Raw genomic sequence first — 21,397 nt, forward strand, 5'->3', positions numbered from 1 at the left:
TACCGCTTATGAGACCGCGCGAACTGTTCGTCTACGGCACGCTGATCCACGGTGCACTGGACCCGACGGTGCAAAACGCGCTTTCGCAACACGCCCGCCCGGGGCCCATCGCCCGGGTGCGCGGCGAACTGCTCGATCTGGGCGACTTCCCGGGCGCCATCCCCGCCACCCGCGGCCAAAGCCGCATCCACGGCCAACTGCTCACCCTGCTCCGTCCGGCGCCGTTGTTGCCCGTCCTGGATGCCTACGAGGGGGTCGACCCCAGCCACCCCGGGCGCGGCCTGTACCGGCGCGAAATCGTTCGGGCGCACCCCCGGGACGGGCCACCCCGGCCGGCCTGGATCTACTGGCTGAACCGGGTACCGCCCGGGGCGGTGCGCCTGCCGGATGGCCGTTGGGCGCCCTGAATCAGGCGCCCAGCAGCACCGGGAGTTGGCGATCCACCAGCAGGGCCGCGAAAAGACCGAACAGGTAGATGATGGAGAAGCGGAACGAGCGCATCGGGATGCGCGGGCCTGGCGCGGTCACCATGCGGATATTGAGCATCAGGTACCAGCCGCCCAGCCCGATCGCCGCCGCCAGGTAGAGCCAGCCGCCCATGAAGGTGGCCCAGGGCAGCAGACTCACCGCCAGCAACAGCACCGTGTAAAGCAGCACCTGCCAGCGCGTGAAACGCTCGCCGTACACCACCGGCAGCATGGGCACATCGGCGCGCTCGTAATCCTTCAACCGGGCGATCGCCAGGGCCCAGAAATGGGGCGGGGTCCAGACGAAGACGATCAGGAACAGCAGCAGCGCATGGGCGTCCACGCTGCCGGTCACCGCCGTCCAGCCCAGCAGCGGCGGGGCCGCGCCCGCCGCACCCCCGATCACTATGTTCTGCGGCGTCGCCCGCTTGAGGTAGAGGGTGTAGACCAATGCATAACCGATCAGCGAGGCAAAGGTCAGCACGGCGGTCAGGGGATTGACCCACGCCGCCAGCATCCCCAGCCCGACCACGCCCAGCAGGGCAGCGAAGGCCAGCACCTGCAGCGGGCGCAAGTGCCCGGTGGGCAGTGGCCGGTTACGGGTCCGCGCCATGATGGCATCGATCCGCTGGTCCGCCAGGTGGTTAAGCGCGGCGGCGGAGCCTGCGGCCAACGCGATACCCAGACTACCGACGGTGAGCGCAACCCAGGGCACCTGGCCCGGGCTGGCCAGGAACATGCCGACGATGGCGGTGAACACCATCAGCACAACCACCCTCGGCTTGGTCAGGGCCAGGTAGTCCCGCCAATGGGCCTGCACCCCCGCCACCGGGGCTATCGCCTGCTGCAAACTCTCCGCGCGACTCTTCATGGCAATCCCCCAACCCAATGGTCTAACCTAACCCGATGGCTGTTGCAGGGTCCCGCTGCCCGGCGTGACCGGTGAACGGGCCCACGCCCCCGCAGACGCTCGGCGCGCCGCGGGGGCAAAAAGCAGGTGAATGACATTAACTGTGGCCAGCAGCAACAGCGCCGCCCCGGCCGTATGGGCGGCGGCCAGCCAGAGGGGCAGCGACAACAGCACGTTGGCGGCCCCGATGATGAACTGCACCCCGACCAGTGCCAGCATCCAGCCGGCGCCCCGGCGCAGCCCCGGATGGTCACTGGCCCGGAGCAGACCGATGGCGAAGGCGGCCACCAGCCCCACCACCACCACGGCCCCGATACGGTGGGCCAGTTGAATGGCCACCCGAGCCGGGTTGTCCAGAATGCCGAACTCGTAGTTGACCCCCAGCCCGCGCCAAAGCACAAAGGCCTCGCCGAAGTCCGCCCGCGGCCACCAGGCCCCGTTGCAGGTGGGGAAGTCGGTGCAGGCCAGCGCCGCATAGTTGGCGCTCACCCAGCCGCCGAGGGCGATCTGCGCCGCCACCGCCACCAGCACCAGGACGCCGGCCGCGCGCATGGTGCCACTGACCTCCGGCACCCGTAGTGACATCCCGACCCGTCGACTCCGCAGCCAGGTCCACCAGAGCATGGCCAGCACGGTCATGCCACCCAGGAGGTGCGCGACCACCACGATGGGCTTCAGCTGCCAAGTCACCGTCCAGGCGCCGAGCACCGACTGGAACAGCACCACGAACAGCAGCGCGACCGGCAGTGCCACCGGTTGCTCCGGGTCGTGGCGACGGCGCCAGGCGAGAATGGCCAGCGCCAGGATCATCAACCCCAGCAGCCCCGCCACGTACCGGTGGCCCATCTCCCACCAGCCCTTGGCCACTTCCACCGGGCGTTCGGGAAAGGCGAGATTCGCCTGGGCGATGGCCTGCTCGCTCTGCGGTACGGTCAGCAACCCGTAGCAGCCGGGCCAGTCCGGACAGCCCAGGCCGGCATCCATCAGCCGCACGGTGGCGCCGACCACCACCACCATGAAGGTCCAGACGGTGAGCAGCAGCGCCAGCCGCTGGAAGCGTGTGCGGCCCATCACGTCCCCTCCCCGCGGCGGCGTTCAGCCTCGCGGTCCGTGGCGCGCAACAGGCGGCGCACGTCAGACAGCACGCCGCTGCCATCCAGGGGCAGCGGATAGGCCATCATCCGCTCGCCGGCCGGGTCCACCAGGTGCACCCGCACCCCCTCGCTGCCGCTCTCGCCTGCCGGTGCAAACCCCTCTGCCCCGTGGCGCAGCAGGCGCAGGCTGTCCGTCTCGCCCAGGCCGTTCAGCGCGGGTCGTTCGGCGCCCTCCGGCAACACCAACAGGGTCTGCACCCGGTCCGCCTCGTGGTTCAGGGCCACGCGCACCCGCACCAGGGTATCCAGCACCGACTGACAGGCCTCGTCACAGGGACCGTCCGCCACCAGCATCATGCTCCAGCGACCGCGCAGTTCCCGCTCCGGCAGAGGGCTGCCGTCCTCCTGCGCCAGGCTCGCCGCGGCCACCGGTTCCGGCGGATCGACGAACTGGCCGTGGTTGCCCAGGCTGCCGGGCCGCCAGTCGCTCAGCACCAGCAACCAGGCCACGGCGATGGGCCCGAAGAACAGCAGGGCGATGCCCAGCAACTGCCAGCGCCCCCGGCCGGGTGCCGGGGCAAGGGACTTATCTTCCGTCATCGCGTTCCCGCTTCAGGTTTACCACCAGCCAAATCACCACCAGGGCCGCCGAAAGCCCGAACCACTGCAGGGCGTAGCCCTGATGTCGCTCCGGCGGCAAGGCGCTGGGTTGCCAGTCCTGCGTCAATGCCGCCGGGTGCTCCGGGTTGAGGCGCAGCAGGTAGGGCACCACCGGGCGGTCCAATTGCTCCGCCACGTAGTCGTAGTCCAGGTACTGCAAACGCCGCGGCCAGCGCTCATGCTCCTCCGCCGGCTCGCCCAGCCGCAGGCCCACCGAGGGGCCGCTGTCGATCACCCCCTCGACCAGCACACCCCAGCCGGGCCATTCCGGGTCCGGCAGGTCGGTGCGCCCGCCGGGCGCTTCCACCCAGCCCCGGTCCACCAGCAGCACGGTGTCGCTGCCGTCCAGCAGCCAGGGCTGCAGCACCCGGTAGCCCCCCTGCCCCTGATGCACCTGGTTGTCCACCAGGAACACCTGGTCAGTGAGCGGAGCACCCGGGGCGCGGCCCCGGTGGTGGCGTACCGCCTCGTAGGGCGGCTGTTCCCGCTGCAGGGCCACCACCGGCGCCTGTTCCCCCTCGGCCAGGGCATCCAGAGCGGCCTGGCGCTCACCAGCGCGGTCCAGTTGCCAGAAGCCCAGGCTCACCAACACCGGGAGCAGGACCAGAAAGGCCAGCGTGGGCCAGAGCCCCGGGCGGAACCGGTAGGGCCCGACCCGCATACCACCGGCGAACATGGGCGCAGAGCCGGTCATGATTTCCTATACTGGCGGTCAACTTCTGCCCACAGGGAGCCGTTGCACCCCATGGCCACCATCCTCTTCAAGTCCGCCGTCGTCGTCGCCCTGGTCGCCATCATCTGGAACCTGGGCACCGCTGCATTCGCCTTGAGCCGGGACGGCAGCGACCAGCGCCGTGTAGTCCGGGCGCTCACCTGGCGCATCGGGCTGTCGGTCGCGGTCTTCCTCGTGGTGCTGCTCGCCATCGCCAGCGGGCTGGTGGTGCCCAACCCCTCACCCCTGCAGACCGGTTGAGACCGCACCCCCATCGCCGCCCCCTCAGAGCACGTACACGAAGACAAACAGGATCAGCCAGACCACGTCCACGAAGTGCCAGTACCAGGCGGCGGCCTCGAAACCGAAGTGGTCATCGGCGGTGAAGTGGCGCTTCAGCACCCGCACCAGCATCACCGCCAGCATCACCGCGCCTATGAACACGTGCACGCCGTGGAAGCCGGTGAGCATGAAGAACGTGGAGCCGTATATCCCCGTGTCCAGCCGCAGGTTCAGGTCCTGGTAGGCGTGGACGTACTCGTACATCTGGATCCCGAGGAAGATCGTCCCCAGCACGATGGTCCCCACCAGACCCCAGACCACCCGTTGGTGGTGGTCCTCCTTGATGGCGTGGTGGGCGATGGTCAGGGTGACGCCACTGGTGAGCAGGATGGCCGTGTTGATGGCCGGCAGCCCCCAGGCCCCCATCACCTGGAAGTCGAGGTCCAGGAAACCGGGGCCAGCGGTGGGCCAGGCCAGGGCCACGGAGTCCCAGATGAAACGGCTGGTGGCCGGGTCTTCGCCACCCAGCCACGGAATGGAGAACACCCGGGCGTAGAACAGTGCGCCGAAGAAGGCGCCGAAGAACATCACCTCGGAGAAGATGAACCAGATCATGCCCCAGCGGAAAGAGCGCTCCATCTGGTCGTTGTACAGCCCCTGGCGCTTTTCCCGGATGACATCGCCGAACCAGCCGATCATCATCAACACGATGATCACCAGCCCGACCAGTGATACCGGCAACCCCCAGCCAGCCCCCACCAGAAAGGACGCGAACCCGCCCACCAGCGCCATGACCCCAACACAACCGACCATCGGCCAGTAGCTGGTGTGCGGAACGTAATACCCCCCGTGCGCCGTGCTCATGGGCTTGTACTCCTCTTTATGGGTGCCCCGTCAACTGTCCGCCCCAAGGTCGAACAGGGTGTAGGAGAGGGTGACCGTCTTGACCTCCTCCGGCAGGTCCGGATCGATGAAGAAGGTGACCGGCATCTTGCGCCCCTCCTCGGCCGCGAAGTCCTGGCGGGTGAAGCAGAAACAGTCGGGTTTGGCGAAGTAGCGCGCGGCCGTGCCCGGTGTCATGTTGTAGCTGGCCTGCCCGGCCCGCGCCTCACCGGTCTTGTTGGCCGCGTAATAGGTGGTGGTGTAGATCTCGCCCGGGTGCACCTCCATGCTGCGTTCCGTCGGCCGGAACTCCCAGGGCCCGTTGCCGTTGATCTGCCCGACGAACTGGACGGTCACCTTCCGACTGGTATCCACCCGGTCCACCGCGGCGGCGGCCTCGCGGGGCCCGGCATCCAGGTAGCCGTTCAGGCCGGTGATCTCGCAAACCACCCGGTAGATGGGCACCATCGCGTAACCGAAGGCGAACATCAGCGCGCAGACCACCAGCAGTTTGGTGACCAGCGGCCAGTGACGGATCTGTTCACGCACGTACATGGCTAATGACCGTGTAGAGATAGAGCCCGAAGACGATCGCCGCCAGAATGCCCACCGTGATGAAGACCCGGCGGCGGGTGGCCTTGTCCATCCGACGTCGCGGTTGGTTCACATACCCTCCTGCATGGGTCCAAACACCCCGGCTCATTTGATCACCGGGGGTTTGGCGAAGGTGTGGTGCGGTGCCGGTGAGGGCAGCTCCCACTCCAGCCCCTCGGCCCCCTCCCAGGACCGCGCCGGCGCCGGCTCACCCTGGCCCCGCATGCACCTGATGACGATGTAGAGGAACAGCAGCTGGGTGGCCCCGAAGGCGAAGCCGCCGATGGAGGAGATCATGTTCCACTCGGCGAACTGCAGGGCGTAGTCGGCGGTGCGGCGCGGCATGCCGGCCAGCCCCAGGAAGTGCTGGGGGAAGAACAGTACGTTCACCGAGACCACCGACAGCCAGAAGTGGACCTTGCCCAGGAATTCGTTGTACATCACCCCCGTCCACTTCGGGATCCAGTAGTAGACGGCGGCGAAGATGGCGAACACCGAGCCGGTAACCAGTACGTAGTGGAAGTGGGCCACCACGAAGTAGGTGTCGTGGTACTGGAAGTCCGCCGGGGCGATGGCCAGCATGATCCCGGACAGCCCGCCGATGGTGAACAGCACCACGAAGGCGATGCTGAAGAGCATGGGCGTCTCGAAGGTCATGGCCCCGCGCCACATGGTGGCCACCCAGTTGAACACCTTCACCCCGGTGGGCACGGCGATCAGCATGGTGGCGTACATGAAGAACAGGATGCCGGCGGTGGGCATGCCCACCGTGAACATGTGGTGCGCCCAGACGATGAACGACAGGAAGGCGATGGCCGCCGTCGCGTAGACCATGGAGGCATAACCGAACAGCGGCTTGCGGGCGAAGGCCGGGATGATCGCCGAGACGATGCCGAAGGCCGGCAGGATCATGATGTAGACCTCGGGGTGCCCGAAGAACCAGAAGATGTGCTGGTACATCACCGGGTCACCGCCGCCGGCGGCCGAGAAGAAGCTGGTGCCGAAGTAGGCGTCGGTGAGCAGCATGGTCACCGCGCCGGCCAGCACCGGCATCACCGCGATCAGCAGGAACGAGGTGATTAGCCACGTCCAGACGAACAGGGGCATTTTCATCAGGGTCATGCCCGGTGCCCGCAGGTTGAGGATGGTGGCGATGATGTTGATCGCCCCCATGATCGAGGACAGCCCGGCCACGTGGATGGCGAAGATCAGAAAGGGCAGCGCCATCCCGGTCTGCAACGACAGCGGCGGATAGAGCGTCCACCCGGAGGCGGGCCCGCCCCCGGGCATCACCAACGTCGCCAGCAACATCAGGAAGGCGAAGGGAAGCAGCCAGAAGCTCCAGTTGTTCATCCGCGGCAGCGCCATGTCCGGCGCCCCGATCTGCATCGGGATCAACCAGTTGGCCAGCCCCACGAAGGCCGGCATGACCGCCCCGAAGATCATGATCAGGGCGTGCATGGTGGTCATCTGGTTGAAGAAGTGGGGATCCACCAGGCTGAGCCCGGGCTGGAACAGCTCGGCCCGGATCACCATGGCCATGGCACCGCCGATGAAGAACATCGCCAGCGAGAAGACCAGGTAGAGGGTGCCGATGTCCTTGTGGCTGGTGGTCAGCACCCAGCGGTCCAGAAAACGCTGGGGCTTGTGATCGTCGTAGTCCAGTTCGGAGACCGTGATACTCATTTAGCGCTCCCCCCCGCGAGCCTCGGGCACGGTCGCCCTGGGCGTGTCATCGTTCAGGTTGGCCAGCAGGCCCTCCACCGTGGTCTCACCCGGGCGCGGCACCTCCGGCACCCCGGGCAGGGCAAGCTGCGCCTCGCCGGGCGCGCCGTTCACCTGCTCCTCCACCCAGGCCAGGTAGTCCTCCTCCTCCTTGACCACCACAACGATGGGCATGAAGGCGTGGTCACGCCCGCAGAGCTCGGCGCACTGCCCCCGGTAGACACCCGGCTCGTCCACCTGCACCCAGGCCTCGTTGACGAACCCGGGGATAGTGTCCTTCTTCCAGCCGAACTCGGGCACCCACCAGGAATGGATCACGTCGTTGGAGGTAAGCAGGAAACGCACCCGCTGGCCCGCCGGCAGCACTAGCGGGTTGTCCACCTCCAGCAGGTAGTTGTCCACGTCACGGGGGGTCAGGCCATCGGCGCGAATGCGGGCCAGGCGGGTATCACGGTCCATGGCGCTGTAGAACTCGGTGCCCTCGGGCTCACCGTCCATGTACTCGTAGTGCCACATCCACTGGTAGCCGGTGACCTTGACCGTGAGGTCGAAGTCGGACACATCCTCCATGTCCAGCAGTACCTTGGTGGCCGGCACCGCCATGCCGATCAGGATGACGAAGGGGATCACCGTCCAGACCACTTCCAGACGCGTGCTGTGGGAGAACTGGGCCGGCTTGACCCCCCGGGACTTCCGGTGGGCGAATATGGAATAGAAGATGGCCCCGAAGACCAGCACCCCAATCGCCACGCAGATCCAGAAGACCAACATATGCAGGTCGTACACATCCTGACTGAGGGATGTGGGACCGCGGGGCATGTTCAGCGCAGAGAAACCGCCCAGTGCCGTCGAACTGAACCCAGTCAGCCCGACGCCGCACAGCAAGAGAGCTGCTTTCATCCTCCGACCCCCTCCGGGTGTTTGTTGCCCTGCCGGCTTTATGGTTGATGTGGTTTAGAGCCGGTGGCGTCACGGTGCTGCAGACCGCTTTCAATTACCCGATCTTCTTGTCGGGCATTTTCCTGAAGCATAGACCAGGAACGAGGGGAGTAAAGGTAGGGGGGTGTAGCGAGATTTTCCCTTCTACGTCACAAATTGGTGCGACATCATCAGTCGCAGGCCAGCAACGGGCCCATGTCCAACCGGTCGGCCACCGCCTCAGGGGTCGGTTCGTCCATCCAGGGGAGATCCCCCAGCAACGGGGCCTGCAACCGCGTGCGCAGGCTCTCCACCTGGGCATCGGCCCGCGGGTCATCCGGATCCACCCGGCTGGCCACCCAACCGACCAGCGGCAGGCCGTCCCGGCGCACCGCCTCGGCCGTTAAAAGGGCGTGGTTGAGGCAGCCCAGGCGAATGCCCACCACCAGCACCACCGGCACGTCCATGGAAAGGGCCAGGTCGGCCATGGTGTGGTGGTCGTCCAGCGGCACCCGCCAGCCACCGGCACCCTCCACCACCACGAAGTCGGAGGTCTGGGCAAAGGCCCGGGCCTGGGCCGCCAGGGTGGCCACCGGGATGTGGATGCCCTCCTCGGCCGCGGCCAGGTGGGGAGCGGCGGCCGCCTTCAGCGCCACCGGGTTGACCTTGTCGTAAGGCAACGGCGGGTCGAACAGCTGGCGCAGGCGCTCGGCATCCTCGTTACGCAGACCCTCCGGTGTCTCCTCGCAGCCGGCGGAGACCGGCTTGAGGGCCACGGTGTCCAGCCCCCGGTCCAGCGCGGCACGCACCAGCCCGCAGGCGACCACGGTCTTGCCAATGCCGGTGTCGGTGCCGGTCACGAAGGCACCGCAGGGGCGCGGTTCATCCGGGTGGTAACGGCTCATCGGTGGTTCCTCCTGCTTTATCCCATTGCAACACGGCACCCGCCGACTGTCACCGCCTGCCGGGCCGCACCCCGAGCCCCTGCGGTTCGGGGAGGCCGCGCGACTGGGGGAGGTGTGGCAAACTCCCCGACACACATTGCCAGAGGAGCCGCCATGGACAGACTGAATCAGTTCCTGGAGCGCGCCGAACAAGTGCTCGACCGCCTGGAGCCGCTGCTCCCGGCCGACACGGAGATCCCCTGGCCGGATGTGCGCGCCCTGCGCTGGAGCCGCGAGGGCTACCGGGCGGGCCTGGTGCCGGTGCGCCACCCGCACCGCATTCCGCCCGAGGCCCTGAAGGGGGTGGCGCGACAGCAGGAGGCGCTGGATCGCAACACCCGGCAGTTCGTGCGCGGCCTGCCCGCCAACAACGCCCTGCTCTGGGGCTCGCGCGGCACCGGCAAGTCGTCGCTGGTCAAGTCACTGCTCACCCGCTACGGCGACGAGGGGCTGCGCCTGGTGGAACTGGACCGCTACCACCTGCCCGACCTGCCGCTGCTGCTGGAGCAGCTGGCCGAGCGCCCGGAGCGCTTCATCCTGTTCTGCGATGACCTCTCCTTCGAGGCGGACGACCCCGGCTACAAGGCGCTGAAGGCGGCACTGGACGGGTCCATCAGTGTCGCGCCGGAGAACGTGCTGATCTACGCCACCTCCAACCGCCGCCACCTGCTGCCGGAATACCTGTCGGAGAACGAACAGAGCCGGATGGTGGATGGCGAGATCCACCACGGCGAGGCGGTGGAGGAGAAGATCTCGCTGTCGGAGCGCTTCGGGCTGTGGCTGTCCTTCTACCCGTTCGACCAGGAGGCCTACCTGACCATCGTGTTCAGCTGGCTGGAGCGGTTGGGCGCGACGGTGGACGACCCGGAAGCGGTGCGGGCGGAGGCGCTGCGCTACGCCCTGGGCCGGGGCTCACGCAGCGGCCGGGTGGCGTGGCAATTCGCCCGCGACTACGCCGGCCGGCAGGCCCTGGCGCGCTGAGCCTCTGCACGCGCCCGGCGGCGATCAGGTCTGATCCCGCAGAATGCGCAGCAAGCCAAGGGTGCTGGCATCCAGCGCCGGGTCCGGGTCGGCCTCGCCGTTCAGGGCGGGGAGCAGGTGGCGGGTGAGCGCCTTGCCCAGTTCCACACCCCACTGGTCGAAGGGGTTGATCCCCCAGATGGCCGCCTGCACGAAGGTCCGGTGCTCGTAGTAGGCGATCAGCCGGCCCAGGTTGTAGGGGTCCAGCCGGGGGAAGACCAGGGTGTTGCTCGGCCGCCCACCCGGAATCTCACGGTGGGCCAGCAGCGCCTGGCGGCGCGCCTCCGGCACCCCGGCCCGGATCATCTCTTCGGCCAGGGTGGCACGATCCCGGCCGGTCATCAGCGCCCGACCCTGGCCCAGCGCCTGGGCCTGCGCCATGCCGTGCGCCAGCGCCACGCCGGAGGCGTCCTCCCGGCTTACCAGAAAGTCCACCGCCACCGGGCAATGCCCCTGGAACAGCAGTTGGGCAAAGGAGTGCTGGGCGTGAAAACCGGTCTCACCGAACACCACGGCGCCGGTATGGTAGTCCAGCGGCCTGCCCTGGGTGTCTACCCGCTTGCCCAGGCTCTCCATCTCCAGCTGCTGCAGCCAGGCGGGCAGCCGGGCCAGGCGCTGATGGTAGGGCAGCACGCAGTGGGCGTGCGCCCCCAGGAAGTTGATCGACCAGACCTGCAACAGGCCGGCGATCACGGGCAGGTTGACCGGCAGGGGCGCCTCCTCGAAATGCCGGTCCATCGCGTGCATCCCGTCGAGCAGGGCCCGGAACGGCGCCATGCCCAGGGCCAGCGCCACCGGCAGCCCCATGGCCGAGGCCACCGAATAGCGCCCGCCGACCCAGTCCCAGACGGCGAAGCGCTGCTCTTCCGGAATACCGAACCGGGCCATGGCACGGTCGTTGGCCGATACCCCGACGAAATGGCGCGCCAGGTGGGCGCCCTCCGGCGCGCAGGTCTCCAGCCAGTGCAACGCGGCGCGGGCGTTGAGCAGGGTCTCCTGGGTGCCGAAGGACTTGGAGGCAACGATGAACAGCGTGGTGGCCGGGTCCAGGCGCCGAATGAGGTCCTCCAGCTGGACGCCGTCGGAGCCCGAGACGAAGTGGACGCGCGGCGCCGCGGACGGCCGGTACCGGGACAGGGCCTGGACCGCCATGGCCGCGCCCAGCTCCGAGCCCCCGATGCCCAGGTTGACCACGTCGGTGAACGGCCGCTCGTCCCAGCCGTGCAGCAGACCCTGGTGCACCCGGTCGACGAAGCGATCCATGCGCTCCAGCTCCGTGTGCACCGCCGCCCGGGCATCCTGGCCGTTGACCATCACCGGCGGGCCGTCCGGCGCCCGCAACAGGGTGTGCAGCGCCGGACGCTCCTCGGTGGCATTCACCGGCTCACCGGCGAACAGCGCGCGCATCTGCTCCGGCAGCCCCCGCTCCCGGGCCAGTTCCAGGAGCAACTCGCGCGCCGGCTCATCCAGCGGCTGACGGGAGTAATCCAGGAACAGGCCGTCCAGGTGGAGGCTGAAACGGCGGAAGCGCCGCTCCCCGGCATCGCCCTGCAGCGGCGGGCGCCAGCCCCGCAGGTCGCGGGCACAGGCTCCCAACGTCTGCCAGGCCGGCAGTTCGGTCAGCGATGACTTGGAGGTATCGAGCATGCCCGCCTCAGATCAGGGTGTCCACGCTCTCGCCCCGGCCGATGCCGTAATAGACGAACCCGGCCGCCAGCATCTTCTCCGGGTCGTAGAGGTTGCGGCCGTCGAAGATCAGCGGCTCGCGCAGCAGCCGCTGGACCCGCTCGAAGTCGGGGCTGCGGAAGACCTGCCACTCCGTGCAGATGATCAGCGCATCCGCACCCTCCAGGGCGTCGTAGGGGCTGCCGCAGAGCTCCAGCGCCGACTCGTCGGGGTAGAGGCGGGCCGCCTCGTCCTGGGCCTCCGGGTCATAGGCCTGGACCCGGGCCCCGGCATCCCACAGCGCTTCCATAATGACCCGCGACGGTGCCTCGCGCATGTCGTCGGTGTTGGGCTTGAAGGCCAGGCCCCAGAGGGCGAAGGTCAGCCCCTCCAGGTTGTCGTCGAAGTGGTGGCGAATGCGGCGCACCAGGTGGCGCTTCTGGCGGTGGTTCACGGCCTCGACGGCGTCCAGCAGCTCCGGTTCATAGTGGGCCTCGCGGGCGGTGCGGGCCAGCGCCTGCACGTCCTTGGGGAAGCAGGAACCGCCGTAGCCACAGCCGGGGTAGATGAAGTGGTAGCCGATCCGCGGGTCGGAGCCCATGCCGCGGCGCACCTCCTCGATGTCCGCGCCCAGCCGCTCGGCCAGGTTGGACAGTTCGTTCATGAAGCTGATCTTGGTAGCCAGCATGGCGTTGGAGGCGTACTTGGTCAGCTCCGCCGAGCGCACGTCCATGAAGATCAGCCGCTCATGGTTGCGGTTGAACGGGGCGTAGAGGTCACGCATCAGCTCCACCGCACCGGGCCGTTCCGCGCCAACAATGATCCGGTCCGGCTTCATGAAGTCATCAATGGCGTCCCCTTCCTTGAGAAACTCCGGGTTAGAGACCACGTCGAAGTCCACGTCCAGGCCCTGGGCCTCCAGGGCTTCAAGCACCGCGGCGTGCACCCGGTCCGCGGTGCCCACGGGCACGGTGGACTTGTTGACCACCACCCGGTAGTCATCCATGTGCTCGCCGATGGTGCGGGCCACGGCCAGCACGTGCTGGAGGTCCGCGGAGCCATCCTCGTCGGGTGGGGTGCCCACGGCAATGAACTGGAACTGCCCGTGGGCCACGCCCTCGGCCGCGTCGGTGGTGAAGCGGAGCCGGCCTTCGTCCATGTTGCAGGCCAGCATGTCCTCCAGGCCGGGCTCGTAGATGGGCACATCGCCATCGTTGAGCTGCGCGATGCGGTCCTCGTCGATGTCGACGCACAGCACATCGTTGCCGGCCTCGGCGAAGCAGGCACCGGTGACCAGACCGACGTAACCCGTCCCGAAAATAGTGATCTTCATGTTATCCCCAAGCCTTTCCTGTGTTCCCTGGCACGGCCCCGCCCTTCCCGGCGGGCGCCGGCAATGAAGTTGTCAGCGCTACATTCTAGGGGAGTGTGGGCGGTTTGGCATGCCCGCGCTAGTAATGGGGTGGCCGCTCCTGTTCGGGGTCAAAGCCCTCGCCCGCCCCCTGCTGGCGGGCCAGGCGCTCCACCAGCCCGGTTAATTCCCGGCAGCGGCGCTCGAGCCGGTCGAGCTGCTGCTGTTGCCGGTAGATCACGGCATCCAGCTCACCGATGGTGTGCTCCTGGTACGCCTGCTTCTCCTCGAGCTGCAGCAGGCGCTCGTCCGTAACGTCGGCTTGGTGATTCATTCCCACTCCTGCGGATCAGGTCGTTGGCAAGAACAGGGGCGCCGCTTATTCTGGGACCGGCATGCACCCCGGATAACGCAACGCGGAGAGTACCCGATGGACTGGCTGATGGCGCAGGAGCCGTTGATTCGCATGACCGCCTTCGCCGGCATCTTTGCGCTGATGGCGGCCTGGGAGATCCTCGCGCCCCGCCGCGCCCAGGCCATCGGCCGCGGCCGCCGCTGGCCGCACAACCTGGGGATCATCGTCGTCGACAGCATTGCCGTCCGGCTGGTCTTCCCCGCCGCGGCGGTGGGCATCGCGCTGTTCGCCGAGGCCCAGGGCTGGGGGCTATTCCACCTGCTGGACTGGCCCTTCTGGCTGGTGGTGGTGCTGAGCATCATCCTGCTGGATTTCGCCATCTGGGCCCAGCACGTGATGTTCCACGCCATCCCCGCCCTCTGGCGCCTGCACCGCATGCACCACACCGACCTGGAGTTCGATGTCACCACCGGGCTGCGCTTTCACCCGCTGGAGATCCTGCTCTCCATGGTCATCAAGGCAGGCGTGATCGTGGCCATCGGGGCACCGGCGGTGGCCGTGCTGCTGTTCGAGGTGCTGCTGAATGCCACCTCCATGTTCAATCACGGCAACGTCCGGCTGCCGAGCCGCCTGGACCGCGCGCTGCGCTGGGTGGTGGTGACCCCGGACATGCACCGGGTGCACCACTCCTGGCACCCCAACGAGACCAACTCCAACTTCGGCTTCAACCTGCCCTGGTGGGACCGGCTGCTGGGCACTTACCGCGCCCAGCCGCGGGACGGCCACCTGGGCATGACGCTGGGGATCAACCTCTTCCGCCAGCCCGGCGATCTGCGCCTGGACCGCATGCTGATCCAGCCCTTCCGCGGCCCGACGCACAGCTATCCCATCAACGCCCGGCCGGAACAGCCGGAGGATGACGCCCCGACAGTCAGACGTTGAAACGGAAGTGGACCACGTCGCCCTCGGCGAGGATGTAATCCTTGCCCTCGAGGCGCAGTTTGCCCGCCTCCTTGGCCCCCTGCTCGCCGTTGCAGGCGACGAAGTCGTCGTAACCGGTGACCTCGGCGCGAATGAAACCGCGCTGAAAATCAGTGTGGATCCGGCCCGCACCCTCCGGCGCGCTGGCGCCCTGGCGCACCGTCCAGGCGCGCACCTCCTTCTTGCCGGCGGTGAAGAAGGTCTGCAGGCCCAGGAGTTGGTAGCCGCAGCGGATCACCCGGTTCAGACCCGGCTCCTCCAGGCCGTACTCGGCCAGGAACTCCTGCTTGTCGTCCTCGTCCAGCGCGGCCAGCTCCGCCTCGATGGCCGCGCAGACCGCCACCACCTCGGCACCCTCGGCCTCGGCCAACTCGCGGACCTTGTCGAGTAACGGGTTGTCCTCGAAGCCGTCCTCGGCCACGTTGGCGATGTACATCAGCGGCTTGATGGTGATCAGGTGCAGATCGGCGATCAGCGCCCGGTCATCCTCGCTCAGCCCCAGGCTGCGCACCGACTGCCCTTCCCCCAGACCATCGCGCACCCGGGCAAGGACGTCGCGCTTGGCAATGGCCTGCTTGTCGCCGCTCTTGGTCTGGCGCTCCACCCGGCTCAGCGCCTTCTCCACCGTCTCCAGGTCGGCCAGCGCCAGCTCGGTGTTGATGGTCTCGGCATCAGATAGCGGGTCCACCCGGCCGTCCACGTGGTGGACGTCATCGTCCTCGAAACAGCGCAGCACCTGGGCCACCGCGTCGGTTTCGCGGATGTGGGCCAGGAACTGGTTGCCCAGGCCCTCCCCCTTGCTGGCCCCGGCCACCAGCCCGGCGATATCGACGAACTCCATGGTGGTGGGGATGACCTTCTCCGGCTTGACGATTTCGGCCAGCTTGTCCAGCCGTGGATCAGGCACCGGCACCACGCCCACGTTGGGGTCGATGGTGCAGAAGGGGTAGTTCTCGGCGGGGATCTCCGCCTGGGTGAGCGCATTGAACAGCGTGGACTTGCCCACGTTGGGCAGCCCCACGATTCCGCATTTGAAACCCATAGTACTCTCCGTCGGGGAGGTGGTCCGGCCCGCTCAGTCGCGGGAGTGCAGCCGCTGGCAGGCCCGATCCCAGTCGCCGGCCAACAGCCACTCCACGCAGTCGGCCAGGTCATCCACCGCATCGTCGATGGCCCGGCGCTCATCCGGCGCGGGGCGCGACAGCACGTAGGGCACCACCTCGTCCCGGTGCCCCGGGTGACCGACCCCAACGCGGGCGCGGCAGAAGCCGCGCTGGTTGGCCAGGGCCCGGATGATGTCGCGCAGGCCGTTGTGGCCCCCATGGCCACCGCCGCGCTTGAGCTTGACCTTGCCCGGAGGCAGGTCGATCTCGTCGTGGACCACCAGGATGGCTTCCGGTGGCAGGCGGAAGAACTGGGCGTAGGCGCCCACGGCCTGGCCACTGCGATTCATGTAGGTCTGCGGGCGCAGCAGCTTGCACTGGTGCGGACCCAGATGGAGGGTGGCCAGGTCGGCGTGATAGCGCCGCTCCGGCCGCAGCGCGCCGCCGTGGCGGCGCAGCAGCTCGTCCAACAGCCAGAACCCGGCGTTGTGCCGGGTTCCCGCGTAACGATCGCCGGGGTTGCCCAGGCCGACGATCAGCTGAATAGGCTGAGGGCTGTCAGTCATGGGCACCCCCTTTCGAGGGCCGGAGGATCAGTCCTCGGCGGCCTCTTCACCGTCCTCGCCCTCGGCCTCCTCGTCGCCCTCGCCGGTCTTGGACTTCCGGCTGGCGTGGATGGAGACCACCGGGTGGTCGTGGTCCTCGCCCTGGGCCAGCTCCGGGATCTCGACCCCGGCCGGCAGCGGCACCTCGGACAGGTGGATGGACTTGCCCAGCTCCAGCTCGGCGACATCCACCTCCAGGTACTCGGGCAGGTCCTTGGGCAGGCAGGCGATCTGGATCTCGTTGGCATCGTGGTGGATGATGCCGCCGGACTTGATGCCAGGCGCCTTGTCCTCGTTGATGAAGTGCACCGGCACGCCGGTGTGCACCTTCTCATTGGCCACCACGCGCTGCAGGTCGACGTGCTCGACCAGCGGCTTGAAGGGGTGGCGCTGCAGGTCCTTGACGATGGCCTGCTCCTGGGTGCCGTCCACGGTGATGGTCAGGATCTGGGAGTAGAAGGCCTCCTCCTGCATCAGCCGGTCCAGCTGCAGCAGGTTCAGCGTGATGGCCTTCGGATCCTTGTGGCCGCCGTAAATGATGGCGGGCACACGCTTCGCACGGCGCAGGCGGCGGCTCGCACCTCTCCCTGTCTCCGTACGCAGCTCGGCGTCGAGTTTCATTTCAATGGCAGACATGGGTCCTCTCCATACAAAATACCGCCTCCCCCGCGACCAGGTTCGGCGGCTTGTGGTAAAGAGCCGCCCCGGAGGCGGCCCCGCGTTTGAAACCGGTGTTACTCCACGAACAGCTCGCTGACCGACTCGTCCTGGCTGACCCGGCGCATGGTCTCGGCCAGGATGTCGGCCATGGACAGCTGGCGGATCTTGTCGCAGGACTGCGCCTCGCTGCCCAGCGGGATCGTGTTGCTCACCACCAACTCGTCCAGATGGGACTCGCTGATGCGGCTGATGGCATTGCCGGACAGCACCGGGTGGGTGATGTAGGCCACCACCTTGAACGCACCCTTGTCCTTCAGCACCTTGGCGGCCTCGCACAGGGTGCCGGCGGTGTCGACAATGTCGTCGACGATGATGCAGGTCTTGTCCTGCACATCGCCGATGATGTTCATGACCTTGGATTCGTTGGCCCGCGGCCGGCGCTTGTCGATGATCGCCAGGTCGGCGTCGTCCAGGCGCTTGGCGATGGCCCGGGCGCGCACCACGCCGCCCACGTCGGGCGAGACGACGATCTTGCGCGGGTAGAGTTGGCGCCAGATATCGCCCAGCAGCATCGGCGAGGCGTAGACGTTGTCCACGGCAATGTTGAAAAAGCCCTGGATCTGGTCGGCGTGCAGGTCCACGGTGAGCACGCGGTTGACCCCGGCCGCCTCCAGCATGTTGGCCACCAGGCGGGCAGTGATGGGCACGCGCTGGGAGCGCGGGCGCCGGTCCTGGCGAGCGTAGCCGAAGTAAGGGATAACCGCGGTGATGCGGGCAGCGGAGGAGCGACGCAACGCGTCGACGATGACCAGCAACTCCATGAGGTTGTCGTTGCTGGGTGCGCAGGTGGACTGGACGACGAAGACGTCCTTGCCGCGCACGTGCTCGTTGATCTCGACCATCACCTCGCCGTCGCTGAAGCGACCGACCACGGCGTGGCCCAGGCGGATCTTGAGATGTTCAGCAATGGACTCGGCAAGCTGCGGGTTGGAGTTACCCGCAAACACCATCATGCGTCCGTTGTCATTCACAGCGCACTACCCCGTTGCGGTTGCGGTCCGGTTAAGCCGGCTGCTCGCGGGAAGGGAAAAATGGCTGGGGCGCCAGGATTCGAACCTGGGAATGCGGATACCAAAAACCCGTGCCTTACCGCTTGGCGACGCCCCAGTTGTTGACTTGCGCCGATCAGTAATCGGCTAGACCGGAGTGCTCCGACCTGCACTGTCCTGTTCGGCCTGCAGCCGCTGCAGCAGGGGTGAGTGCGCGACACCCTGTGCCACTATACCCTGCCACGCCGCCGGCATTTCGTCCAGCGCTTGCTGCGCCTGGGCCTCCTCGGCAAAAGCCGCGAAGACGCAGGCCCCCGTGCCGGTCAGCCGCGCCGGCGCAAACCGCGACAGCCAGACGAGCGCCACGTCCACTGCCCGGTAGCGGGCACGCACCCAGGCCTCGCAGTCATTGCGGACCCTCCCGGCGCGAAGGGCCGATATTGTGCTCGGAGCGCTGTCCCTTGTCAAACCCTCCGCGGAGAACACCGCTGCGGTGGAGACGGCACAGCCCGGATGCACCACCAGGAACCAGTGCGGCGGCGTCTCGATAGGGGTGAGCTGCTCGCCCACGCCCTGCGCCCAGGCGGTGTGCCCGCGCACGAAGACCGGCACATCGGCCCCCAGTTTCAGCCCGAGTTCCGCAAGGGCATCCTCGCTCAGGCCCGCCCCCCAGAGCCGGTTCAGCGCCCGCAGGACGGTGGCGGCATTGGAGCTGCCGCCACCCAGGCCGCCCCCATCGGGCAGGCGCTTGTCCAGGTGGATATCGGCCCCCAGCCGGGTGCCGGCGGCTTGCTGCAGCAGGCGCGCCGCCCGCACCACCAGGTCCTCCGCCTCGGGCACGTGGGCCAGGCCGCCGAGCCGGCGGATAGCACCATCGGCGCGCACCCGGAAGGCCAGCTCGTCGCCCCGGTCCAACAGCTGGAAGGCGGTTTCCAGCTCGTGGTAGCCATCGGGCCGCCGGCCGAGGATGTGCAGAAACAGGTTGAGCTTGGCCGGTGCGGGCCAGCCGCGGGACCAGTCCGTGCCGGCGCCGCTCACGGCTCCAGGCTCCAGTCGCGGATCACCACCCGGACATGGTCATCGCCGCGGGCGATGTCCAGCCGCCTTGGCATGGGCAGGCCATTGACCTCGGTCCAGTCCCGGTAGACCACTTCCCAGCCGGCCTGAACCAGACGCTCGGGCCGGCCGGCCGGGTCCAGCGCCAGCGCCTCCACGTCCTGGTCCGGCGCGGCGAGGCCACGCAGCCAGTATTGCAGGGCACTGACCGGCACCTGGTAGCCGGTGTACCAGGCCACCAGGGTCTCGGGGTCGGGTGCCGCCTCCCGGTCGCCGGCCGAGGTGGTGAGCACCACCCCCGCGGCGTCGCCTTCCAGGCGGGCACTGCCGGCGCCCATCGGCGCGCGCAGGTCCACCTGGTAGGCCTCGCCGCGCTGCTGCCAGTCCAGCGACAGGCTGCCCGAGTCATCGGCGGTGCGCAGCGCCGCCCGGCCGCGGGCGTCCCACTCGGTGTAGGCCAGCAACTGCTCCGCGGCCTGGCGGTACCGCGCCTGCGGGTCGTCCACCGGCTCGGGGATGGTGGCGCAGGCCGACAGCAGCACCAGCGCGGCCAGGGTGATCCAGACACGGGCCCGCATCATGGCAGCAACCGCTCCAGGGTCTCCTGCAGCACCGGGTGCTCGTCATCGATCTCCTGTGCCGCCTCCCAGATCGCGCGGGCCTCCGCCTCGCGCTCCAGCGTCCAGAGCACCTCACCCAGGTGGGCCCCGATCTCCGGGTCCGGCTGACGGGCCCAGGCGCGCTCCAGGTAGTCCAGTGCCTCTTCCGGCTTGCCCTGCCGGTAGAGCACCCACCCCTTGCTGTCCAGGATGGCCGGGTGGTCGGGCTCCAGCTCCAGGGCGCGGCCGATCAGCTCCCGGGCCTCCTCCAGCCGCTCACCGGCATCGGCCAGCGTGTAGCCCAGGGCATTGAGGGCGTGGGCGTCGTCCGGCTCGTCCTCCAGAATGGCCCGCAGGTCCGCCTCGGCCCCCGCCAGGTCGTCCAGCTGCACACGGGCCAGCGCCCGGGCGTAGAGCAGCCCGTGATCACCGGGCTCGGCCTCCAGGGCCTCGTCCAACAGCTCCGCGGCGGCCCCGGGCTCACCGCGCTGACTGAGCAGGTGCGCCTCCTGGACCCAGGCGCGGGTCTGCTCCGCGGGGCGCTGCTCCCGTACCGCCGCCAGCCGCGCATGGGCCGCCTCGGTGTCGTCGCGCTCCATCTCCAGGCGCGCCAGCGCCAGCTGGGCATCGGTCCAGTATTCGCCGGGCACCCGTTCGTACCAGCCCTCCGCCTCGGTCAGATCGCCCTCCTCTTCGGCAATGCGGCCCAGGCGGTAAAAGGCCTCGGCGCGCTGATAGCTGCGCTTGGCGATGAACTGCCAGTACTCGCGGGCCTCGTCGTAACGGTCCAGGTCGGTGGCCAGCAGCGCGGCGCCGTAGGCCACCTCCAGGTCGTCCGGGCGCTGCGCCATAAGCACGCGGAACTCCTCCAGGGCGCGCTCCCGGTGCCCCAGATTGACCAGCAACCGGGCGTGCAGCATGCGCAGGCTGCGGTCCTCGGCGTCCTCGGCCAGCAGTCGTTCCACGACGTCGATGGCGCTCTCGGCACGCCCCAGGTTCACCAGGGCCTGCACCTCAAGCATGCGCGGCACGCGCCAGTCCGGGTCGAGCTCGCCGGCCTTGCGCGCCGCCTCCAACGCGGTTTCCCGCTCGCCGAGCTGCAAGGCCGCCTGGGAGAGGGCCACCTGGGCACTGGCATGCCCGCTGTACTCCTCGGCCAGCTCCCCCAGCACCTGCAGGGCGAGCGCCGGCTGCGCCTCCCGCCCGAGGAGCTCACCCAGCCCGCGGAACGCCTCGCGCACCTCGCCGTCGAGGGCACCCAGGTACTGCGACAGGTGGTGATAGGCCTGCTCACCGTCACCGCTGCGCAGGTAGAGCAGCCCCAACAGCCGGTCCACCTCGGCGTTGTCATCGTCCAGCTCATCCCAGCGCTGCAGGGCGCGCAGCGCCTCGTCCACCTGCCCGCGGATGATCGCCAGTTGCGCTGCCTGTTCTGCCGGGCGGGTATCGCGGGTAAGATGCATGGCCTCCAGGTAGGCGGCCAGCGCCTGCTCGGTATCGCCCTGCTGGCGGGCGATCTCCGCCACCAGCATGTGGTAGAGCAGCAGCGCCTTGCCGACCTCCTGCCAGTCCGGCAGGTCGTCCACCAGCTGGACGGGGGATTCGGCCCGGGGCTCGGTCGGCTCCGGTTGCACGCTGGCACAGCCGGCCAATGCCAGCACCAGGGCCAGGGCAAGCGCCACCGGCAGGACCTGGCGGGGCCCGACGCGCGGCCGGATGAGCTGTCTCAGGCGGTCTATCTGCATGCCAATGCTGCCCTCGGGGG

The 21,397-nt window shown here is 68.4% G+C and carries 24 protein-coding genes and 1 tRNA gene; 4 read left to right on the forward strand and 21 right to left on the reverse strand.

Features of this window, described 5'->3' with window-relative positions:
* The first annotated feature begins 8 nt into the window (after window positions 1-8).
* The gene (locus tag DFR31_RS06920; protein ID WP_121441867.1) at window positions 9-407 is read left to right on the forward strand and encodes a gamma-glutamylcyclotransferase family protein; all 399 of its coding nucleotides are present in this window, start codon (window positions 9-11) and stop codon (window positions 405-407) included.
* A gap of 1 nt (window position 408) precedes the next feature.
* Here the strand turns inward: DFR31_RS06920 and DFR31_RS06925 are convergent, their stop codons facing one another.
* From DFR31_RS06925 to DFR31_RS06940, 4 genes are read right to left on the reverse strand one after another with little or no spacing between them, the layout of a single operon-like run.
* Window positions 409-1,338 (reverse strand): heme o synthase, encoded by a 930-nt coding sequence (locus DFR31_RS06925; RefSeq protein ID WP_121441868.1) that lies wholly within the window; start codon window positions 1,336-1,338, stop codon window positions 409-411.
* Window positions 1,339-1,365: 27 nt separating this feature from the next.
* Window positions 1,366-2,448: a COX15/CtaA family protein gene (locus DFR31_RS06930; protein WP_121441869.1), complete on the reverse strand. Its 1,083-nt coding sequence runs from the start codon at window positions 2,446-2,448 to the stop codon at window positions 1,366-1,368.
* Complete coding sequence (locus DFR31_RS06935) at window positions 2,448-3,071, reverse strand: hypothetical protein (RefSeq protein WP_121441870.1); 624 nt, start codon at window positions 3,069-3,071, stop codon at window positions 2,448-2,450. The genes DFR31_RS06930 and DFR31_RS06935 overlap by 1 nt, the downstream gene beginning before the upstream one ends.
* Window positions 3,058-3,825 carry an SURF1 family protein gene (locus tag DFR31_RS06940; protein WP_121441871.1) on the reverse strand — a complete coding sequence of 256 codons (768 nt, stop codon included), beginning with the start codon at window positions 3,823-3,825 and terminating at the stop codon, window positions 3,058-3,060. The genes DFR31_RS06935 and DFR31_RS06940 overlap by 14 nt, the downstream gene beginning before the upstream one ends.
* 51 nt (window positions 3,826-3,876) lie before the next feature.
* On the opposite strand from DFR31_RS06940, the gene DFR31_RS06945 reads away from it, so the two are divergent.
* Entirely contained in the window at window positions 3,877-4,104 is a 228-nt protein-coding gene (locus DFR31_RS06945; RefSeq protein ID WP_121441872.1) for a twin transmembrane helix small protein, read from the forward strand.
* A gap of 24 nt (window positions 4,105-4,128) precedes the next feature.
* Here DFR31_RS06945 and DFR31_RS06950 read toward each other — a convergent pair whose 3' ends face one another.
* The 6 genes from DFR31_RS06950 to bioD all read right to left on the reverse strand — a co-directional run bounded on the left by DFR31_RS06950 (window position 4,129) and on the right by bioD (window position 9,149).
* A complete protein-coding gene (locus DFR31_RS06950) occupies window positions 4,129-4,989 on the reverse strand; it encodes a cytochrome c oxidase subunit 3 (RefSeq protein WP_121441873.1) in 861 nt (286 codons plus the stop codon).
* A 30-nt stretch (window positions 4,990-5,019) separates the two neighbouring features.
* The gene (locus tag DFR31_RS06955; RefSeq protein WP_121441874.1) at window positions 5,020-5,562 is read right to left on the reverse strand and encodes a cytochrome c oxidase assembly protein; all 543 of its coding nucleotides are present in this window, start codon (window positions 5,560-5,562) and stop codon (window positions 5,020-5,022) included.
* Window positions 5,549-5,674 carry a hypothetical protein gene (locus DFR31_RS14045; RefSeq protein ID WP_281273348.1) on the reverse strand — a complete coding sequence of 42 codons (126 nt, stop codon included), beginning with the start codon at window positions 5,672-5,674 and terminating at the stop codon, window positions 5,549-5,551. Before DFR31_RS14045 ends, DFR31_RS06955 begins: the two co-directional genes overlap by 14 nt.
* A gap of 32 nt (window positions 5,675-5,706) precedes the next feature.
* Window positions 5,707-7,287: a cytochrome c oxidase subunit I gene (gene ctaD / locus DFR31_RS06960; RefSeq protein WP_121441875.1), complete on the reverse strand. Its 1,581-nt coding sequence runs from the start codon at window positions 7,285-7,287 to the stop codon at window positions 5,707-5,709.
* Entirely contained in the window at window positions 7,288-8,226 is a 939-nt protein-coding gene (coxB, locus tag DFR31_RS06965) for a cytochrome c oxidase subunit II (protein WP_121441876.1), read from the reverse strand. It lies immediately after the preceding gene.
* Window positions 8,227-8,435: 209 nt separating this feature from the next.
* Window positions 8,436-9,149 (reverse strand): dethiobiotin synthase, encoded by a 714-nt coding sequence (gene bioD, locus DFR31_RS06970; protein WP_121441877.1) that lies wholly within the window; start codon window positions 9,147-9,149, stop codon window positions 8,436-8,438.
* Between the two features lie 153 nt (window positions 9,150-9,302).
* On the opposite strand from bioD, the gene DFR31_RS06975 reads away from it, so the two are divergent.
* Window positions 9,303-10,169 carry an ATP-binding protein gene (locus DFR31_RS06975; RefSeq protein ID WP_121441878.1) on the forward strand — a complete coding sequence of 289 codons (867 nt, stop codon included), beginning with the start codon at window positions 9,303-9,305 and terminating at the stop codon, window positions 10,167-10,169.
* A 24-nt stretch (window positions 10,170-10,193) separates the two neighbouring features.
* Here DFR31_RS06975 and pgi read toward each other — a convergent pair whose 3' ends face one another.
* From pgi to DFR31_RS06990, 3 genes are all read right to left on the reverse strand, one after another.
* Window positions 10,194-11,855: a glucose-6-phosphate isomerase gene (gene pgi, locus DFR31_RS06980; RefSeq protein WP_121441879.1), complete on the reverse strand. Its 1,662-nt coding sequence runs from the start codon at window positions 11,853-11,855 to the stop codon at window positions 10,194-10,196.
* Window positions 11,856-11,862: 7 nt separating this feature from the next.
* Entirely contained in the window at window positions 11,863-13,206 is a 1,344-nt protein-coding gene (locus tag DFR31_RS06985) for a UDP-glucose dehydrogenase family protein (protein WP_121441880.1), read from the reverse strand.
* A gap of 118 nt (window positions 13,207-13,324) precedes the next feature.
* On the reverse strand, window positions 13,325-13,558 hold the full coding sequence (locus DFR31_RS06990; RefSeq protein ID WP_121441881.1) for a SlyX family protein: 234 nt from the start codon (window positions 13,556-13,558) through the stop codon (window positions 13,325-13,327).
* A gap of 96 nt (window positions 13,559-13,654) precedes the next feature.
* On the opposite strand from DFR31_RS06990, the gene DFR31_RS06995 reads away from it, so the two are divergent.
* Complete coding sequence (locus DFR31_RS06995) at window positions 13,655-14,521, forward strand: sterol desaturase family protein (RefSeq protein WP_121441882.1); 867 nt, start codon at window positions 13,655-13,657, stop codon at window positions 14,519-14,521.
* Here the strand turns inward: DFR31_RS06995 and ychF are convergent.
* The 8 genes from ychF to DFR31_RS07035 form a co-directional block, all read right to left on the reverse strand.
* A complete protein-coding gene (ychF, locus tag DFR31_RS07000) occupies window positions 14,511-15,602 on the reverse strand; it encodes a redox-regulated ATPase YchF (RefSeq protein ID WP_121441883.1) in 1,092 nt (363 codons plus the stop codon). The two genes, DFR31_RS06995 and ychF, sit on opposite strands and share 11 nt — an antisense overlap.
* A 33-nt stretch (window positions 15,603-15,635) precedes the next feature.
* Complete coding sequence (pth, locus tag DFR31_RS07005; protein WP_121441884.1) at window positions 15,636-16,229, reverse strand: aminoacyl-tRNA hydrolase; 594 nt, start codon at window positions 16,227-16,229, stop codon at window positions 15,636-15,638.
* Window positions 16,230-16,256: 27 nt separating this feature from the next.
* Window positions 16,257-16,904 (reverse strand): 50S ribosomal protein L25/general stress protein Ctc, encoded by a 648-nt coding sequence (locus tag DFR31_RS07010; protein WP_121441885.1) that lies wholly within the window; start codon window positions 16,902-16,904, stop codon window positions 16,257-16,259.
* Between the two features lie 98 nt (window positions 16,905-17,002).
* The gene (locus tag DFR31_RS07015) at window positions 17,003-17,959 is read right to left on the reverse strand and encodes a ribose-phosphate diphosphokinase (RefSeq protein ID WP_281273349.1); all 957 of its coding nucleotides are present in this window, start codon (window positions 17,957-17,959) and stop codon (window positions 17,003-17,005) included.
* Window positions 17,960-18,020: 61 nt separating this feature from the next.
* Window positions 18,021-18,095, reverse strand: a tRNA-Gln gene (locus DFR31_RS07020).
* A 29-nt stretch (window positions 18,096-18,124) separates the two neighbouring features.
* Window positions 18,125-19,015, reverse strand: a complete 891-nt coding sequence (ispE, locus tag DFR31_RS07025) for a 4-(cytidine 5'-diphospho)-2-C-methyl-D-erythritol kinase (RefSeq protein ID WP_121441887.1) — start codon at window positions 19,013-19,015, stop codon at window positions 18,125-18,127.
* Window positions 19,012-19,614: a lipoprotein insertase outer membrane protein LolB gene (gene lolB, locus DFR31_RS07030; RefSeq protein ID WP_121441888.1), complete on the reverse strand. Its 603-nt coding sequence runs from the start codon at window positions 19,612-19,614 to the stop codon at window positions 19,012-19,014. The genes ispE and lolB overlap by 4 nt, the downstream gene beginning before the upstream one ends.
* Window positions 19,611-21,377, reverse strand: coding sequence for a tetratricopeptide repeat protein (locus tag DFR31_RS07035; protein WP_121441889.1), 1,767 nt, complete (start codon window positions 21,375-21,377; stop codon window positions 19,611-19,613). Before DFR31_RS07035 ends, lolB begins: the two co-directional genes overlap by 4 nt.
* Window positions 21,378-21,397: the final 20 nt, after the last annotated feature.

This window comes from Alkalispirillum mobile, from assembly GCF_003664325.1.
GTDB lineage: Bacteria > Pseudomonadota > Gammaproteobacteria > Nitrococcales > Halorhodospiraceae > Alkalilimnicola > Alkalilimnicola mobilis.

What these genes read in the sequence shown, in the direction of transcription:
- DFR31_RS06920 (WP_121441867.1), top strand. Translation starts at nt 9, where the DNA reads ATGAGACCGCGCGAACTGTTCGTCTACGGCACGCTGATCCACGGTGCA.
- DFR31_RS06925 (WP_121441868.1), bottom strand. Translation starts at nt 1,338, where the DNA reads ATGAAGAGTCGCGCGGAGAGTTTGCAGCAGGCGATAGCCCCGGTGGCG.
- DFR31_RS06930 (WP_121441869.1), bottom strand. Translation starts at nt 2,448, where the DNA reads ATGGGCCGCACACGCTTCCAGCGGCTGGCGCTGCTGCTCACCGTCTGG.
- DFR31_RS06935 (WP_121441870.1), bottom strand. Translation starts at nt 3,071, where the DNA reads ATGACGGAAGATAAGTCCCTTGCCCCGGCACCCGGCCGGGGGCGCTGG.
- DFR31_RS06940 (WP_121441871.1), bottom strand. Translation starts at nt 3,825, where the DNA reads ATGACCGGCTCTGCGCCCATGTTCGCCGGTGGTATGCGGGTCGGGCCC.
- DFR31_RS06945 (WP_121441872.1), top strand. Translation starts at nt 3,877, where the DNA reads ATGGCCACCATCCTCTTCAAGTCCGCCGTCGTCGTCGCCCTGGTCGCC.
- DFR31_RS06950 (WP_121441873.1), bottom strand. Translation starts at nt 4,989, where the DNA reads ATGAGCACGGCGCACGGGGGGTATTACGTTCCGCACACCAGCTACTGG.
- DFR31_RS06955 (WP_121441874.1), bottom strand. Translation starts at nt 5,562, where the DNA reads ATGTACGTGCGTGAACAGATCCGTCACTGGCCGCTGGTCACCAAACTG.
- ctaD (WP_121441875.1), bottom strand. Translation starts at nt 7,287, where the DNA reads ATGAGTATCACGGTCTCCGAACTGGACTACGACGATCACAAGCCCCAG.
- coxB (WP_121441876.1), bottom strand. Translation starts at nt 8,226, where the DNA reads ATGAAAGCAGCTCTCTTGCTGTGCGGCGTCGGGCTGACTGGGTTCAGT.
- bioD (WP_121441877.1), bottom strand. Translation starts at nt 9,149, where the DNA reads ATGAGCCGTTACCACCCGGATGAACCGCGCCCCTGCGGTGCCTTCGTG.
- DFR31_RS06975 (WP_121441878.1), top strand. Translation starts at nt 9,303, where the DNA reads ATGGACAGACTGAATCAGTTCCTGGAGCGCGCCGAACAAGTGCTCGAC.
- pgi (WP_121441879.1), bottom strand. Translation starts at nt 11,855, where the DNA reads ATGCTCGATACCTCCAAGTCATCGCTGACCGAACTGCCGGCCTGGCAG.
- DFR31_RS06985 (WP_121441880.1), bottom strand. Translation starts at nt 13,206, where the DNA reads ATGAAGATCACTATTTTCGGGACGGGTTACGTCGGTCTGGTCACCGGT.
- DFR31_RS06990 (WP_121441881.1), bottom strand. Translation starts at nt 13,558, where the DNA reads ATGAATCACCAAGCCGACGTTACGGACGAGCGCCTGCTGCAGCTCGAG.
- DFR31_RS06995 (WP_121441882.1), top strand. Translation starts at nt 13,655, where the DNA reads ATGGACTGGCTGATGGCGCAGGAGCCGTTGATTCGCATGACCGCCTTC.
- ychF (WP_121441883.1), bottom strand. Translation starts at nt 15,602, where the DNA reads ATGGGTTTCAAATGCGGAATCGTGGGGCTGCCCAACGTGGGCAAGTCC.
- pth (WP_121441884.1), bottom strand. Translation starts at nt 16,229, where the DNA reads ATGACTGACAGCCCTCAGCCTATTCAGCTGATCGTCGGCCTGGGCAAC.
- DFR31_RS07010 (WP_121441885.1), bottom strand. Translation starts at nt 16,904, where the DNA reads ATGTCTGCCATTGAAATGAAACTCGACGCCGAGCTGCGTACGGAGACA.
- lolB (WP_121441888.1), bottom strand. Translation starts at nt 19,614, where the DNA reads ATGATGCGGGCCCGTGTCTGGATCACCCTGGCCGCGCTGGTGCTGCTG.
- DFR31_RS07035 (WP_121441889.1), bottom strand. Translation starts at nt 21,377, where the DNA reads ATGCAGATAGACCGCCTGAGACAGCTCATCCGGCCGCGCGTCGGGCCC.